Source organism: Bacteroides sp. AF34-31BH, assembly GCF_003602795.1.
In the GTDB taxonomy this organism is placed as follows: domain Bacteria; phylum Bacteroidota; class Bacteroidia; order Bacteroidales; family Bacteroidaceae; genus Bacteroides; species Bacteroides uniformis.
Map to the genome: position 1 here is coordinate 75,733 of NZ_QTLV01000005.1, position 13,562 is coordinate 89,294.

The 13,562-nt window shown below is 47.1% G+C and carries 13 protein-coding genes; 8 read left to right on the plus strand and 5 right to left on the minus strand.

Annotated elements, in window-relative coordinates; genetic code table 11:
* The first annotated feature begins 11 nt into the window (after positions 1-11).
* The gene (gene mnmA, locus DWZ67_RS09870; RefSeq protein ID WP_034532616.1) at positions 12-1,064 is read left to right on the plus strand and encodes a tRNA 2-thiouridine(34) synthase MnmA; all 1,053 of its coding nucleotides are present in this window, start codon (positions 12-14) and stop codon (positions 1,062-1,064) included.
* Positions 1,065-1,163: 99 nt separating this feature from the next.
* A complete protein-coding gene (locus DWZ67_RS09875) occupies positions 1,164-2,045 on the plus strand; it encodes a DUF3078 domain-containing protein (protein ID WP_005825995.1) in 882 nt (293 codons plus the stop codon).
* A gap of 145 nt (positions 2,046-2,190) precedes the next feature.
* Here DWZ67_RS09875 and DWZ67_RS09880 read toward each other — a convergent pair whose 3' ends face one another.
* The gene (locus DWZ67_RS09880) at positions 2,191-3,702 is read right to left on the minus strand and encodes a GH3 auxin-responsive promoter family protein (protein WP_005833815.1); all 1,512 of its coding nucleotides are present in this window, start codon (positions 3,700-3,702) and stop codon (positions 2,191-2,193) included.
* 122 nt (positions 3,703-3,824) lie between these two features.
* On the opposite strand from DWZ67_RS09880, the gene DWZ67_RS09885 reads away from it, so the two are divergent.
* The gene (locus DWZ67_RS09885) at positions 3,825-4,835 is read left to right on the plus strand and encodes an ATP-dependent 6-phosphofructokinase (protein ID WP_005833813.1); all 1,011 of its coding nucleotides are present in this window, start codon (positions 3,825-3,827) and stop codon (positions 4,833-4,835) included.
* On the opposite strand, the gene rnc is transcribed toward DWZ67_RS09885, so the two are convergent.
* The 3 genes from rnc to DWZ67_RS09900 are packed head-to-tail and all read right to left on the minus strand — an operon-like array spanning position 4,794 to position 7,203.
* Positions 4,794-5,672 (minus strand): ribonuclease III, encoded by an 879-nt coding sequence (gene rnc / locus DWZ67_RS09890; RefSeq protein ID WP_016272086.1) that lies wholly within the window; start codon positions 5,670-5,672, stop codon positions 4,794-4,796. The two genes, DWZ67_RS09885 and rnc, sit on opposite strands and share 42 nt — an antisense overlap.
* A 7-nt stretch (positions 5,673-5,679) precedes the next feature.
* Positions 5,680-6,945 (minus strand): beta-ketoacyl-ACP synthase II, encoded by a 1,266-nt coding sequence (gene fabF / locus DWZ67_RS09895; RefSeq protein ID WP_005825984.1) that lies wholly within the window; start codon positions 6,943-6,945, stop codon positions 5,680-5,682.
* Positions 6,946-6,966: 21 nt separating this feature from the next.
* Positions 6,967-7,203, minus strand: coding sequence for an acyl carrier protein (locus tag DWZ67_RS09900; RefSeq protein WP_004291965.1), 237 nt, complete (start codon positions 7,201-7,203; stop codon positions 6,967-6,969).
* A gap of 149 nt (positions 7,204-7,352) precedes the next feature.
* Here DWZ67_RS09900 and purN point away from each other — a divergent pair, with 149 nt between their 5' ends.
* Positions 7,353-7,925: a phosphoribosylglycinamide formyltransferase gene (gene purN / locus DWZ67_RS09905; protein WP_117962996.1), complete on the plus strand. Its 573-nt coding sequence runs from the start codon at positions 7,353-7,355 to the stop codon at positions 7,923-7,925.
* 173 nt (positions 7,926-8,098) lie between these two features.
* Here purN and pdxB read toward each other — a convergent pair whose 3' ends face one another.
* The gene (gene pdxB / locus DWZ67_RS09910; protein ID WP_120138735.1) at positions 8,099-9,157 is read right to left on the minus strand and encodes a 4-phosphoerythronate dehydrogenase PdxB; all 1,059 of its coding nucleotides are present in this window, start codon (positions 9,155-9,157) and stop codon (positions 8,099-8,101) included.
* Positions 9,158-9,786: 629 nt separating this feature from the next.
* Between pdxB and DWZ67_RS09925 the strand changes: the two genes are divergently transcribed.
* From DWZ67_RS09925 to DWZ67_RS09940, 4 genes are read left to right on the plus strand one after another with little or no spacing between them, the layout of a single operon-like run.
* On the plus strand, positions 9,787-10,932 hold the full coding sequence (locus DWZ67_RS09925; protein ID WP_005825968.1) for a glycosyltransferase family 4 protein: 1,146 nt from the start codon (positions 9,787-9,789) through the stop codon (positions 10,930-10,932).
* A gap of 3 nt (positions 10,933-10,935) precedes the next feature.
* Positions 10,936-11,973 carry a pyridoxal phosphate-dependent aminotransferase gene (locus tag DWZ67_RS09930; RefSeq protein WP_005825966.1) on the plus strand — a complete coding sequence of 346 codons (1,038 nt, stop codon included), beginning with the start codon at positions 10,936-10,938 and terminating at the stop codon, positions 11,971-11,973.
* Positions 11,970-12,701, plus strand: a complete 732-nt coding sequence (locus tag DWZ67_RS09935; RefSeq protein WP_005825963.1) for an NTP transferase domain-containing protein — start codon at positions 11,970-11,972, stop codon at positions 12,699-12,701. The genes DWZ67_RS09930 and DWZ67_RS09935 overlap by 4 nt, the downstream gene beginning before the upstream one ends.
* 17 nt (positions 12,702-12,718) lie before the next feature.
* Positions 12,719-13,546 (plus strand): phosphorylcholine transferase LicD, encoded by an 828-nt coding sequence (locus DWZ67_RS09940; RefSeq protein WP_005833794.1) that lies wholly within the window; start codon positions 12,719-12,721, stop codon positions 13,544-13,546.
* Positions 13,547-13,562: the final 16 nt, after the last annotated feature.

The following is a 13,562-nucleotide window of genomic DNA, read 5'->3' on the forward strand; positions in this document are numbered from 1 at the left end:
CTTTTGTATCCATGAAGTCAGATAAACGTGTATTGCTTGGCATGAGTGGCGGCACGGATAGTTCCGTGGCCGCCATGAGGTTGCAGGAAGCCGGTTATGAGGTGACTGGCGTGACTTTCCGTTTCTATGAGGCAGGAGATGAGACCGGGTATTTGGAAGATGCACGGGCTCTGGCCCTGAAGCTGGGGATGAAACACATTACCTATGATGCACGCGAGCTTTTCCGTTCGCGTATTATCCGCTATTTTGTGGAAGAGTATCTAAGGGGACGCACTCCCGTTCCTTGCACGGTCTGCAATAATGAGCTGAAGTGGGCACTGTTGGCTAAAATAGCCGATGAAAAGGGGATTTATTGGATTTCTACCGGACATTATGTGCGTAAAGTCTTGTCCGGAGGAAAGTATTATATAGCTCCTGCTGCAGATAAGGACAAAGACCAGACTTTCTTTCTGTGGGGATTGAAGCAGGACATCCTGCAGCGTATGTTGCTTCCGATGGGAGATATTACGAAAAATGAGGCGCGCTCGTATGCGGCGGAGCGTGGTTTCGGGCAGGTGGCTGCGAAGAAAGACAGTATAGGTGTGTGCTTTTGCCCTTTGGATTACCGTTCCTTTTTGAAGCGTGAGGTTCCTGAAACACTATTACCCGGTAAAGGTAGATTCGTCGATGAAAAGGGGGATTTCTTGGGATGGCATGAGGGCTATCCGTTTTATACCGTAGGGCAACGTAGGGGCTTGGGTATCCATCTGAACAAGGCTGTTTTTGTGAAAGAGACAAGAGTGGAAAGCAATGAAGTCGTTTTAGCTCCGCTCTCTTCCCTCTACAGGCAGGAAATGTGGCTGGGAGACTGGAACCTGGTGGAGAATAGTCGTGTGCTGGGTGCAAACGAGGTTATTGTGAAGATACGCTACCGTAAGCAGGCAAACCGGTGCAGGGTGACTCTTACGGTGGAAGGTCTGTTACGTGTCCGTCTGATAGAGCCGCTGGAATCCATTGCACCCGGGCAGGCAGCGGCTTTCTATGATAAGGACGGATACTTGTTGGGCGGTGGAATTATTCTCTGAACCTTACATTCGTTTTATAGCTTCTCGAACAAAAGATAGTAAATGTTGTTAATTTTATGAGACGTCTTTTTATGAGAAACTTTTAAAACGAACTGTAATATGAAAAGGATATATATTGTAATGTTGTTTGCTGCTTTAGCAACCATAACTTATGCTCAGACGGATGATAAGGGTTATCAGGAGGGAGCTTGGGTATTGAAAGGAGTGACTGGTCTTAATATGTCACAGACTGCCATGGCCAACTGGTCGGCAGGAGGTGAGAATTCCATTGCTGGAAATGCCTACTTGAATGCATCACTGACACACAAGAAAGGAAACTGGCTCTGGGTCACCAACATGGTGCTGGACTATGGCTTGTCGAAAACCAAATCTCAGGGGATGAGGAAAAGTAGTGATAAAATAGGGCTTTCCACTCAGTTGGGATATTCTACAGACAACGTCTGGTTCTATACACTGATGGGTGATTTGAATACCCAGTTTGCCAAAGGATATGACTATCCCGACAAAGAGCACCAGATTTCCAATTTCTTTGCTCCTGCCTATTCGAATATCGCCCTGGGTATGGAATGGAGGCCTAAGAGTAACTATTCTCTACTGCTTTCACCCGTTTCCACCAAGATGACTTTCGTGACTGATGACTATCTTTCCGATTTGGGTGCTTTTGGTGTAGACCCGGGTGACCACTTCAAGATAGAGGGTGGCGCTTTTGTGAAAGCCCGTGCTGAATTGCCCGTGATGGAGAATGTGAATCTGATTACTACGGCTGATTTCTTTACTCCTTACAGCAAAGATTTTGGAAACATAGATGTGAATTGGGATGTACTTATCAGCATGAAAATCAATAAAGTATTGTCGGCTACCATCAATACAACTCTAAAGTATGACAATGATGTGAAAACGTTTGATGACAATGGAGTGAAGAAGGGTGCCAAGGTGCAGTTTAAGGAAGTGCTGGGAATTGGGCTGGCATATAATTTCTAATCCTTGAGGCTGACTGTTGAAATGAAAAAGTAAAGTCAAAACGTACTGACTGATTTGTAAAACGCGGATTACGCAGATTACATGGATTTATTAATTTATCCGCGTAATTTGCGTAATCCGCGCTTGATTTTTATGATATAGTAATTTACCGGTTCAGTTCCAGCATTTCCTCTATATACTCCCTCGTGTTGCTGAGCCGGGGCACCTTATGCTGTCCGCCGAGTTTCCCCTTGCTATCCAGCCAGTCGTGGAAGAGGTTGGGGCGGGCAACGATGATTTCCAGCGGTTGCAGCGCCAGATTATTCTGCCTTTTAGCCTCGTAGTCGGAGTTCACCTCTTTCAGGGTGTCGTCCAATACTTTGGCGAACTTCTCCAGGCTGTCCGGCATTTGGGCAAACTCTATCAGCCACTGGTGGCGGCATTTGGCATGCTTGTCCATAAACACGGGAGCAGCAGAGTAATCTACTACTTGTGCACCGGTCTCGGCACATGCCCTGGCAAGTCCTCTTTCCGCGTTATCCACAATCAGTTCTTCGCCGAACGCGTTGATAAAGTGCTTGGTACGTCCGGTGATGACGAACTTATAGGGGTTCTTCGATGTGAACTTCACCGTATCTCCAATCATATATCGCCACAAACCGGCAGAAGTGGAGATTACCATGGCGTAGTTTTTGTTCAGCTCCACCTCCTCGAGGCAGAAGGTACGCGGATTCTCCTTGCCTACATCTTCAAGCGGGATGAACTCGTAGAAGATACCGTAGTCAATCATCAGCAACATGGCAGGGTCGGCAGGGTCGTTCTGCGTGCCGAAGTAGCCTTCGGAGGCGTTATAAGTCTCTACATAATGCATCTTGCTGCTGCGGATCACGTCTTTGTATTGCTCTCGGTAGGGAGTGAAGGCAACGCCGCCGTGGAAGAACACCTCCAGGTTGGGCCATATCTCCTCAAGGCTCTGCTTTCCCGTCTTTTCCAATATATGTTTGATGAGTACAAGCATCCAGGACGGTACGCCGGAAAGGTTGCTGACATTTGCATGGATGGTTTCGCGGGCGATGGCCTCCATTTTGGGCTCGAAGTGCTCCATCAGGGCCGTCTGCTTGCTGGGTACGCGGACAAAGTTTACCAGTGGGTTGATATTTTCTATGAGGATGGCGGAGAGGTCGCCTACAAGACTGTGGTTGGTGTTCAGGTTGGGAGCGTGGCTGCCTCCAAGGATAAGCCCTTTACCGGAAAAGAAACGACTTTCGGGATTCTGTCCCAGATAGATGGCAACGGCATCCCGGCCTCCCTTGTAATGCGTGTCGTGCAAGGACTCCCGGCTGACGGGCAGGAACTTACTCTTGTCGTTGGTGGTACCCGATGATTTGGCAAACCAACGTATTTCCGAAGGCCAAAGCAGATTTTGCTCACCGGCACGCAGGCGGGTTACATAAGGTTTTACTTCTTCGTAAGTTTGTATGGGAAGGCGCTTCTTGAAATCTTCATAAGTACGGATAGAGGCATAGTCATGCTTCTTTCCCCATTCCGTGTTTGCCGCTGTCCGGACGAGGCGCTGCAGTACAAGCTGTTGCAATTCACCGGCATGGCTGGTGTATTGTTCGATTTCTTTCAGACGGGGAGCAAAATATACCTTATTCAGAAACTTTGTAATATTCATCGTTCTTTGTGAAATCTTATTTTAAACCGCAAAAATAATCTTATTTATCGGCATCTCTATCTTTTTTCTCTTTTTTTTCTATCTTTACGGACCTATAGAACAATAATTCAAACAAAAATATCATGAGAATAGGTATTTTGACTTCAGGAGGCGACTGTCCCGGCATCAACGCTACCATTCGCGGTGTATGTAAAACAGCTATCAACCATTATGGAATGGAAGTAATTGGCATTCACAGCGGTTTTCAGGGGCTGCTGACCAAGGATGTGGAGTCGTTTACCGAAAAATCCTTATCCGGTTTGCTGAACTTGGGAGGTACGATGCTCGGTACTTCGCGCGAGAAGCCCTTTAAGAAGAACGGCGTGATGTCCGGCGTGGACAAACCGGCACTGATAGCGCGGAATATCGAAGAGATGGGGCTTGATTGTGTAGTCTGTATCGGCGGGAACGGTACGCAGAAGACAGCCGCCAAACTCTCTGCTATGGGGCTGAACATTGTGTCTGTACCTAAAACCATAGACAACGATATTTGGGGAACTGATTTCTCCTTCGGATTCGATTCTGCCGTCAGCATTGCTACGGATGCTATCGACCGGTTGCACAGCACGGCCAGCTCGCACAAACGGGTGATGGTGATTGAGGTGATGGGGCACAAGGCAGGTTGGATAGCCTTATACTCCGGTATGGCAGGCGGTGGTGACGTGATTCTGATTCCGGAGATTCCCTATAATATCCACCGTATCGGAGAAACGATTCTGAATCGGCTGAAGAAAGGAAAGCCTTACTCCATCGTGGTGGTAGCCGAAGGTATACAGACGGACGGGCGGAAGCGTGCCGCCGAGTATATCGCTCAGGAGATAGAGTATGAGACGGGTATCGAGACCCGTGAGACTGTGTTGGGTTATATTCAGCGGGGCGGCTCACCCACACCTTTTGACCGTAACCTTTCCACACGTATGGGCGGACATGCCACGGAACTGATTGCCAACGGGCAGTTCGGGCGGATGATTACCTTGAAGGGGAATGAAATAGCTTCTGCACCGCTGGAGGAGATTGCGGGCAAGTTGAAGCTGGTGACGGAAGACAATGACTTAGTTGTCCAGGGACGTCGGATGGGAATCTGTTTCGGCTAATTTTTCTTGTGGGGATTCTTCAACAGCTTCTGCCATGGGATTTTCTTCTGTGGAGGTTTCTGTTGCATGGTTTCGCTCCTTGGCTGCCTGGACTTCCTCCTTGAAAGCGGCATCCTTAATTTTTTTCAATGCCATCTGTGCCGCATTTTGTTGCGACTCCTTCTTGGAATAACCGGTGCCGGTACCTGCCGATATCCCTTCGATGCGGACTTCGGTGTGGAACATCGGATTGTATTCTTCGTCGAGAAACTGCTCGATAAGCTCGAATGACACCTCCATTTTGTTCTTCTGGCTCCATTCGATGAGTTTTGACTTGAAGTTGACCTCTTTGCGAGACATCTTGTCGAGGTCGATATAGTTTTTGAAAATCTTCTCTTCCATGAACTGCTTGCAGCGGTCGTAGCCCTGGTCCAGATAAATGGCGCCGATGAAGGCTTCGAATGCATTGCCGTACATGTAGCTGTTGTGGGATGAGGAGCGGGTGGAGTATTTCACCAGTTTGTCCAGTCCGATTTCCACGGCCAGTTTGTTGAGTGTTTCCCGCTGTACAATTTTGGAACGGGTATTGGTAAGGAAACCTTCGCGGCGTCCTTCGAAATGGCGGTAGACAATATCTCCTACAATGGCGTCGAGGATAGCATCGCCCAAGAATTCCAGCCGTTCGTTGTTGATGGGACGTCCTTTTTCGGAGCGCATGGAGATGGATTTATGCAGCAAAGCCTGCTGATAAACCTTGATGTTGCGAGGGAAGAAGCCGAGAATTCTGTAAAAACAAAAATAAGACTCTCTATCCTTGCGGAACAAGAGCCTTATTTTATCTATTTGGTTACGTAACACGACCTTATTATTCTGCGTATTTCTTGAAAATGACACACGCATTATGACCACCGAATCCAAAAGTATTGGACAAAGCTACGTTCACTTCGCGCTTTTGTGCTTTGTTGAACGTGAAGTTCAGGTCATAGTCGATGTTTTCGTCGTTATCACCCTCTTCGTGGTTGATGGTCGGAGGAACAATGCCATTCTTGATGGCGAGGATGCTTGCAATGGATTCTACCGCACCGGCAGCGCCCAGCAAGTGGCCGGTCATGGATTTTGTCGAACTGATGTTCAACTCATACGCATGCTGTCCGAATACCTCTTTGATTGCTTTTGCTTCCGAAATATCACCTACAGGAGTAGATGTACCGTGAACATTGATATAATCTACTTCTTCGGGTTTCATTTCTGCATCTTCCAACGCATTCAGCATCACTAACTTGGCTCCCAAACCTTCGGGGTGAGAGGCTGTCAAGTGATGAGCGTCGGCAGACATTCCTACGCCGGCAACTTCCGCATAGATTTTGGCACCGCGTGCCTTGGCGTGTTCCAGTTCCTCGAGAACGAGACAACCGCCACCTTCACCCATGATGAATCCGTCACGGCTTGCGCTGAACGGACGGGATGCAGTTTCGGGAGAATCATTGCGGGTTGACAATGCATGCATGGCATTGAAACCACCTACACCGCAAGCGGCGATGGCAGCTTCCGAACCACCGGACACGATAACATTTGCCTTACCCAAACGGATGAGGTTAAACGCATCGGCAATAGCATTTGTGGAAGTGGCACATGCAGAACAAGTTGCGTAGTTGGGACCATGGAAACCATACATGATGGAAATTTGTCCGGCAGCAATGTCCGAAATCATCTTGGGGATGAAGAACGGATTGAATTTGGGGCCGTTTTCCTTACCGGTCAGGGCATAGTTGCCCGCCTCTTCTTCGAATGTACGGATGCCACCGATACCGGCGCCGAAGATGACACCGATTCTGTTTAAATCCTCATTTTCGACGTCAAGCCCAGAGTCACCTACCGCTTCTTTGGCTACTGCAATGGCATATTGTGTGTACAAGTCCATCTTGCGGGCCTCTTTGCGGTCTATATATTTGGTAGCATCGAAGCCTTTTACTTCGCATGCAAACTGAGTCTTGAAAAGCGATGCATCGAAATGAGTAATAGGTCCTGCTCCACTAACCCCATTCACAAGATTTTCCCAGAATTCGGGAACACTGTTGCCAATGGGAGTAATGGCGCCGAGACCTGTTACTACAACTCTTTTTAATTCCATGTTATAAACGAATGGATAAGATTACTTAGCGTGTTCTTCGATGTAAGATACAGCATCACCTACAGTACCAATCTTTTCAGCCTGGTCATCGGGAATAGAGATACCGAATTCCTTTTCGAATTCCATGATAAGTTCTACAGTGTCAAGAGAATCAGCTCCCAGGTCGTTAGTGAAGCTAGCTTCGTTAGTAACTTCTGATTCTTCTACGCCTAATTTATCGACGATAATCGCTTTCACTCTTGATGCAATTTCAGACATAACTTTAAGTTTTTAATTAATAATTAGTTTTATTTCTTTAAATTTGCGGTGCAAAGGAATGAATATTTATCATTCCTCGCAAATATTTGATGAATTAAATGCACCTTTTTGCACATTTTTCACGGTTTTGTGCAGTGATTGGAGGGATTATGGGAAAAAATATCGCAGTTTTAGCGTCGGGAAGTGGTACGAATGCCGAGAATATCATCCGTTATTTCCGGGAAAAAGGTTCGGCACGTGTGGCTCTGGTTTTGACTAACCGGCAGAATGCGTTCGTTTTAGAGCGTGCAAAGGGGCTGGGAGTGCCTTGTGCATGGTTTGCCAAGAGCGATTGGGAGAGTGGAGAGCCTGTCTTGTCCATGCTTCGAGAGTATGACATTGATTTTGTGGTATTGGCAGGATTCCTGGCACGTGTGCCGGACAATATTCTGCATGCTTATCCCGATAAAATGATAAATATACATCCTTCGTTGCTGCCCAAGTTCGGCGGAAAGGGGATGTACGGCGACCGTGTGCACGAGGCGGTGATTGCCGCCGGCGAAAAGGAGAGCGGCATCACCATCCATTACACGAACGAGCATTACGACGAGGGCGGCATCATCTGCCAGCAGAAGTGCCTCGTGCTGCCGGAAGATACGCCGGAGGAGCTGGCGCAGCGCATCCACCGGCTGGAGTACGAATACTATCCGAAGGTGATTGAGGGGTTGGTGGAAGGCATATAGGACTTTGCTTATAGCGGTATAGGCATGGACTATAAAGAGAATATTCTTTTTTTCGACATAAGAACAAAAGAACAAAAAGAAAAATAGAAGCTATATCACTCTGCGAATATGTTCTTTTGTTCTTATGTCGAAAAATAATTCTTTTGTCTTTTGCTTTCACAAGATGCTATATGCTATTCCGTATATGCCTGCTTCGGAGTATAGGCGTAGGCTTCTTTTTCTCTTCTTAACGGATAGTCTCCGCGCAGTTTCTCGAAAAGCTCGGGATGTGTCTTCAGCGCTTCGCTGTCCCTTCTCGGGTCATACATTTGCAGGCAGGCTTCCGCCGGACTGTCGGCGGTGATAACGGGATTCTCCGGTTGGGGAGGGTCGATGCGGTAGTCTGCTTCGATGTGGAAGAAGCGGCAAAGGGCATCCAGGGACATGCGGGTGGCATTGGCTTTTCCGTCGGCCGAATAGCCTGCTATGTGGGGAGTGCCGAGAAACACCTTATTCAATAAGGTGAGATTGATGTCGGGTTCGTTCTCCCATACGTCGATGATGGCATCGGAAACCAGTCCGTCCTCCAAGGCGTTCAGCAGCGCATCGGTTTCAATCACCTCTCCGCGGGAGGTGTTGATGATGACGGGGCGGCGCTTCAATGACCGGAAGAAGCCGCCGTCTGCCAGATGGAATGTCTTGTATGGCCCTTCCTTATATAAAGGTACGTGGAAGGTGAGGATGTCACATGCTGCTGCGAGTGTTTGCAGGGAGCTGAAGTCCGCCTTTCCTTCCTTGTCCTGGCGGGGCAGGTCGTTCTGCAGGACGCGCATGCCCAGTTCCCTGCCTACTTGGGCTATCTTGCTGCCCACATTGCCTACGCCGATGATGCCTAATGTCAATCCGGACAGTTGCACTCCTTTGAGCTGTTGCAATAATAGCAGCGCCGATTGCACGTATTGGGCTACGGATGCCGAGTTGCATCCGGGGGCATTGGTCCAGGTGATGCCTGCTTCACGGCAGTACGCCGCATCTATATGGTCGAAGCCTATGGTGGCGGTGGCAATGAAGCGCACTTTGCTGCCAGCCAGCAATTCCTTGTTGCAACGGGTACGGGTACGTATAATCAGTGCATCGGCATCTCTCACCAGCTCCGGAGTGAAGTCTCTGCCGGGGGCGTAAACCACGCTGTCGGCTATTTTTTCGATGGCTTCTTTAATGAAAGGTATTTTGTTGTCAACAATGACTCTCATAATGCTGCTGTTCTTTTCGACGATTTTCCATCGTGCGAAGATACGACTAATCCGTCAAAGTGGCTAAGTAATGCCCGGAAAATAATTTGACTCTTTCCGTTTTTAAGTTTGCATTTCTGCCCTCACCGCTCTCACTCTTTTCTTCAACTTCCCTATTCAACGGCATTGCAGGGGTGGGTGAGAGCAATCGAAAAGGGTGAGGGTAAATTTTGCTCTCACCCGTGTTTTCTTCCGTTCCGCATCCTTCTTTCTTCTGTTGCATCCTTTTCATTCTTTCGTTTTACTTTTGGATTCTTCAGCAGCCCACGTTAGTGAGCCGTGATGTTCACTTGAGTGAACTAAACAGCTCACTAGTGTGGTTGAATTGGTTCATAACAGTGGGCCGATGATGAATAAAGTAGTTTTCGGGAAGGAGATAAGGTGTTTGAAGGATAAAACAATGGGCCAGTACGGATTGAACAATGGGGATGTGCCCGATTCCGTACTTGGTTTTTGTAACAGACAGCAAGTGATTGCTCATCTCTATCTTATGTTTTATAGGTGAATTTGTGTTTTTGTCAAAAAAGGAAAGCGAAATAGACTGCTATATGAGGATTATCTTGTACATTTGCAGCTGAAACTTTTTAGAGATGAGAATAGGATACGACGGAAAACGGGCTGTGCAGAATTTTACGGGATTGGGCAATTACAGCCGGTATGTGGTGCAGTCATTGTCAGCCTTTGCTCCGGAAAACGAGTATTGGTTGTATGCTCCGGTACACCGTGAAAATCAGCAACTCTCGTCGATGGTGGCCGAAAGCCGGGGAACGGTATCGGTACATTATCCATCTTATTGGCTCTGGAGAGGAATGACTTCGTTGTGGCGCGTGGGAGGTATACGCAGGACTTTGAAACGGGACAACATACGGCTGTTCCACGGATTGAGTAACGAACTTCCCCTGACCATCCATCGGGTACGGGAAGTAAAGAGTGTGGTGACTGTTCACGACCTTATTTTCCTGAGACTTTCACATTGTTTTTCGTTGGTCGACCGCTTGATTTATAACTACAAATGCCGCTATGCATGCAAGCATGCAGACCACATCATTGCTGTGAGTGAGTGTACCAAGCGTGACATCATACATTATTATGGAATTCCTGCGGATAAAATTTCCGTTATTTACCAAGGGTGTAGTTCTCTGTATGCCTGTCGTGTCGGTAAGGATAAGCGCAAGGAGGTGATGCGGAGTTATCGGTTGCCCGAACGCTATATCTTGTCGGTGGGCACCATTGAGGAGCGTAAAAATGCGCTGGCCATTGTGAAGGCTTTGGAGTATCTGCCCGATGAACTGCATTTTGTTCTGGTAGGGAGACCCACAGCCTATATCCATCAGCTGAAAGAGTTTATGACAAAAGCCGGATTGCAAGACAGAGTACATTTTCTGCATGGTATCCCTTCGGACGATTTACCTGCCATTTATCAGTCGGCCGAGACTTTTGTATACCCATCCGTTTACGAAGGTTTTGGCATCCCTATTCTTGAGGCTTTGCATTCCGGCATTCCGGTGGTAGCAGCAACCGGCTCTTGTCTTGAAGAAGCGGGGGGGGAGCATTCATTGTATGTGCGTCCCTATGATGTGGAGGGATTGGCGGCAGCGATTGCCCGTACACAAGAGCCTTCTTTGCGTGCCACCATGATTGAGGAGGGGCTGAAGTGGGCACAGCGTTTCACGGAGGAGCAGATGGCGCGTGAGACGATGGAGTGTTATCGGAAAGTATTAACAAAAGAAACCTAAGATATGAATTATTTGGACCGCAATGAGTTTAACTACGCACCTTCGCAAGAGGTGGTGGAGGCTCTAAAGAATTTTGATATAAACAAACTCTGTTTCTATACCCGTATCTACGACGAAGGCAAGAAGAGTATTCTGTCTGTTTATCTATCTGAATCTTACGGAATTGATGAACCGCAGGTACTGTTGGGTTATGGTGGAGAAGATATATTGAAACAAGCAGTCCACTATTTCCTGACCCAAGAGGATGGGAACAAGACGATGCTCATTCCTAAATTCTCGTGGTGGTACTATAAATCCATTGCTGATGAAGTGGACGGGCATACGTTGCAGTATCCATTGTATGAGGATGGCAATACCTTTAAATATGATTTCGCTGCCATGAAAGAGATGGTACAGCGTGAGAATCCCAAGGTCTTATTAATCGCTTCGCCCAATAATCCCACCGGTAACGGTCTGACCCCCGCAGAATTGGACGCTTTGTTGGCTGAGTTGCCCGTAACAACCATCGTTTTGGTGGACGAAGCCTATGCCTCTTTCGTATCTACTGATACGGACTATATTAAAATGCTGGTTGATAAATATCCCAACCTGATTATTTCACGCACGCTTTCCAAGTTCTACGGATTGCCCGGATTGCGCATGGGGTTTGGGTTTATGAGTAAGGAGTTGGCCAGCTTTGGCAAATACAGCAACAAATATCTGGGTTATAACCGTATCTCTGAGGATATTGCTATTGCCGCACTGAAATCGGATGCGCATTACCGGAATATAGCACGGCTGATGAATGAGAGTCGCGCCTGCTTTGAAGCGGAGATAGGGACGTTGCCTGGTTTCAAGGTATATGAGTCGGTGGCGAACTTTGTCCTTATAAAATATCCGATTGTCTTGAAAGAACGCTTACAGAAAGCTTTTGCCGACGAGGATTATAAGGTGAAGTTCATGAATGAACCAGACATCAATACCCATTTGCGTATTACCTTGGGGCGTCCTGAACAGAACCGTATTGTCATTGACACCATTAAAAAAATTGCATTACAATGAAAGCGGTTATATTGGCTGCAGGGATAGCTTCGCGTTTGCGTCCGTTGACTGATACCACTCCAAAATGTCTGTTGAAAGTTGGAGAGCGTTGTTTGCTGCAAAGAGCCTTTGATGCATTGCTGCAGAATGGCTTTCGGGAGTTTGTCATTGTCACCGGTTATAGACAGCAGCAGATTGTGAACTTTCTGGAAGCTCATTATCCGGCATTGGAGGTTACGTTTATCTATAATGAGAAATATGCTTCTACCAATAATATCTACTCTTTATGGCTTACACGGCCTTATGTAGATAAAGAGGACATTCTGTTGCTGGACAGCGATATCCTTTTTGACCCGCAGATTGTAGCCAAGTTGCTTGGATATGGTCAAGCGGATGCGTTGGCTCTGAACCATCATACATTGGGGGAAGAGGAAATCAAGGTAATAGCGGACAATGATGGCAAGGTGTTGGAAATCAGTAAGACGTGCTCCATATCCCGAGCTATTGGCGAGTCTATTGGCATCGAGAAGATGTCTGCCGCTTATACAGAAGCGCTTTTCCGGGAATTGGAGGTTATGATTACCAAAGAAGGTTTGGATAATATCTTCTATGAACGTGCTTTTGAGCGTCTCATACCGCAAGGACACTCTTTCTATGCGCTTGACACTACCGAATATTTTTCTGTGGAGCTTGATACGGTGAATGACTTTGAACAAGCACAGCGGTTGATTCCTTCACAACTTTATTAATTAATGGGCTGATTTTTATGGCAGATTATGATATACGTCCTTTGCAGCTTCGTATTTTGAAGATATTGCTTGCTGTGGATAAAGTTTGTAAAGAACATGGTTTGCGCTATTATATAATGGCCGGTACTATGCTTGGTGCAGTCCGTCATAAGGGATTTATCCCTTGGGACGATGATTTGGATATCGGTATGCCGAGGGCTGATTATGATTTGTTGATGTCTCATTCCAAGGAATGGCTTCCCAAGCCTTATGAGGCTGTCTGCGCAGAAAATGATCCGAATTATCCATTACCTTTTGCCAAGATACAAGATGCGGATACGACTCTTATCGAGCGTATGCATTTGAAATACTTGGGAGGTATCTACTTGGACGTATTTCCATTGGACGGTGTACCGCAAAGCAACCTGAAACAGAGGATTCATTTTGCCCGGTATGAATTTTACAAGCGGGTGCTCTATTTTATCTACCGCGACCCTTATAAACATGGAAAAGGTCCCGGCTCATGGTTGCCGCTGCTGTGCCGGAGACTTTTTACTACTGCCGGCGTACAGAGGAGTATCAGAAATGTGATGACCACCTATGACTTTGACAAGTCTTCTTTAGTCTGTGATTATGACGACGGTATGCGCGGTATTATGCCCAAGGCAGAGCTGGGAGCTCCGACTCCCGTTTCGTTTGAGGGCGAAACAGTGTGGGGAGTACAAGATTATGACGCCTATCTGACCCGAAAATATGGAGACTACATGGTTATACCGAAACAAAGCGGGCAGAGACAGCATAATTTCCACTATTTGGATTTGGATAAGCCCTATTCTTCACAAGAAAGTTCCAATTCTATTTTATAATTTTGCTCTTTTAGGG

Excerpts from the sequence above, each read along its gene's own strand:
- mnmA (WP_034532616.1), top strand. The coding sequence starts at position 12 with ATGAAGTCAGATAAACGTGTATTGCTTGGCATGAGTGGCGGCACGGAT.
- purN (WP_117962996.1), top strand. The coding sequence starts at position 7,353 with ATGGGAAAAAATATCGCAGTTTTAGCGTCGGGAAGTGGTACGAATGCC.
- DWZ67_RS09925 (WP_005825968.1), top strand. The coding sequence starts at position 9,787 with ATGAGAATAGGATACGACGGAAAACGGGCTGTGCAGAATTTTACGGGA.
- DWZ67_RS09875 (WP_005825995.1), top strand. The coding sequence starts at position 1,164 with ATGAAAAGGATATATATTGTAATGTTGTTTGCTGCTTTAGCAACCATA.
- fabF (WP_005825984.1), bottom strand. The coding sequence starts at position 6,945 with ATGGAATTAAAAAGAGTTGTAGTAACAGGTCTCGGCGCCATTACTCCC.
- DWZ67_RS09900 (WP_004291965.1), bottom strand. The coding sequence starts at position 7,203 with ATGTCTGAAATTGCATCAAGAGTGAAAGCGATTATCGTCGATAAATTA.
- DWZ67_RS09880 (WP_005833815.1), bottom strand. The coding sequence starts at position 3,702 with ATGAATATTACAAAGTTTCTGAATAAGGTATATTTTGCTCCCCGTCTG.
- DWZ67_RS09940 (WP_005833794.1), top strand. The coding sequence starts at position 12,719 with ATGGCAGATTATGATATACGTCCTTTGCAGCTTCGTATTTTGAAGATA.
- DWZ67_RS09930 (WP_005825966.1), top strand. The coding sequence starts at position 10,936 with ATGAATTATTTGGACCGCAATGAGTTTAACTACGCACCTTCGCAAGAG.
- DWZ67_RS09885 (WP_005833813.1), top strand. The coding sequence starts at position 3,825 with ATGAGAATAGGTATTTTGACTTCAGGAGGCGACTGTCCCGGCATCAAC.
- pdxB (WP_120138735.1), bottom strand. The coding sequence starts at position 9,157 with ATGAGAGTCATTGTTGACAACAAAATACCTTTCATTAAAGAAGCCATC.
- DWZ67_RS09935 (WP_005825963.1), top strand. The coding sequence starts at position 11,970 with ATGAAAGCGGTTATATTGGCTGCAGGGATAGCTTCGCGTTTGCGTCCG.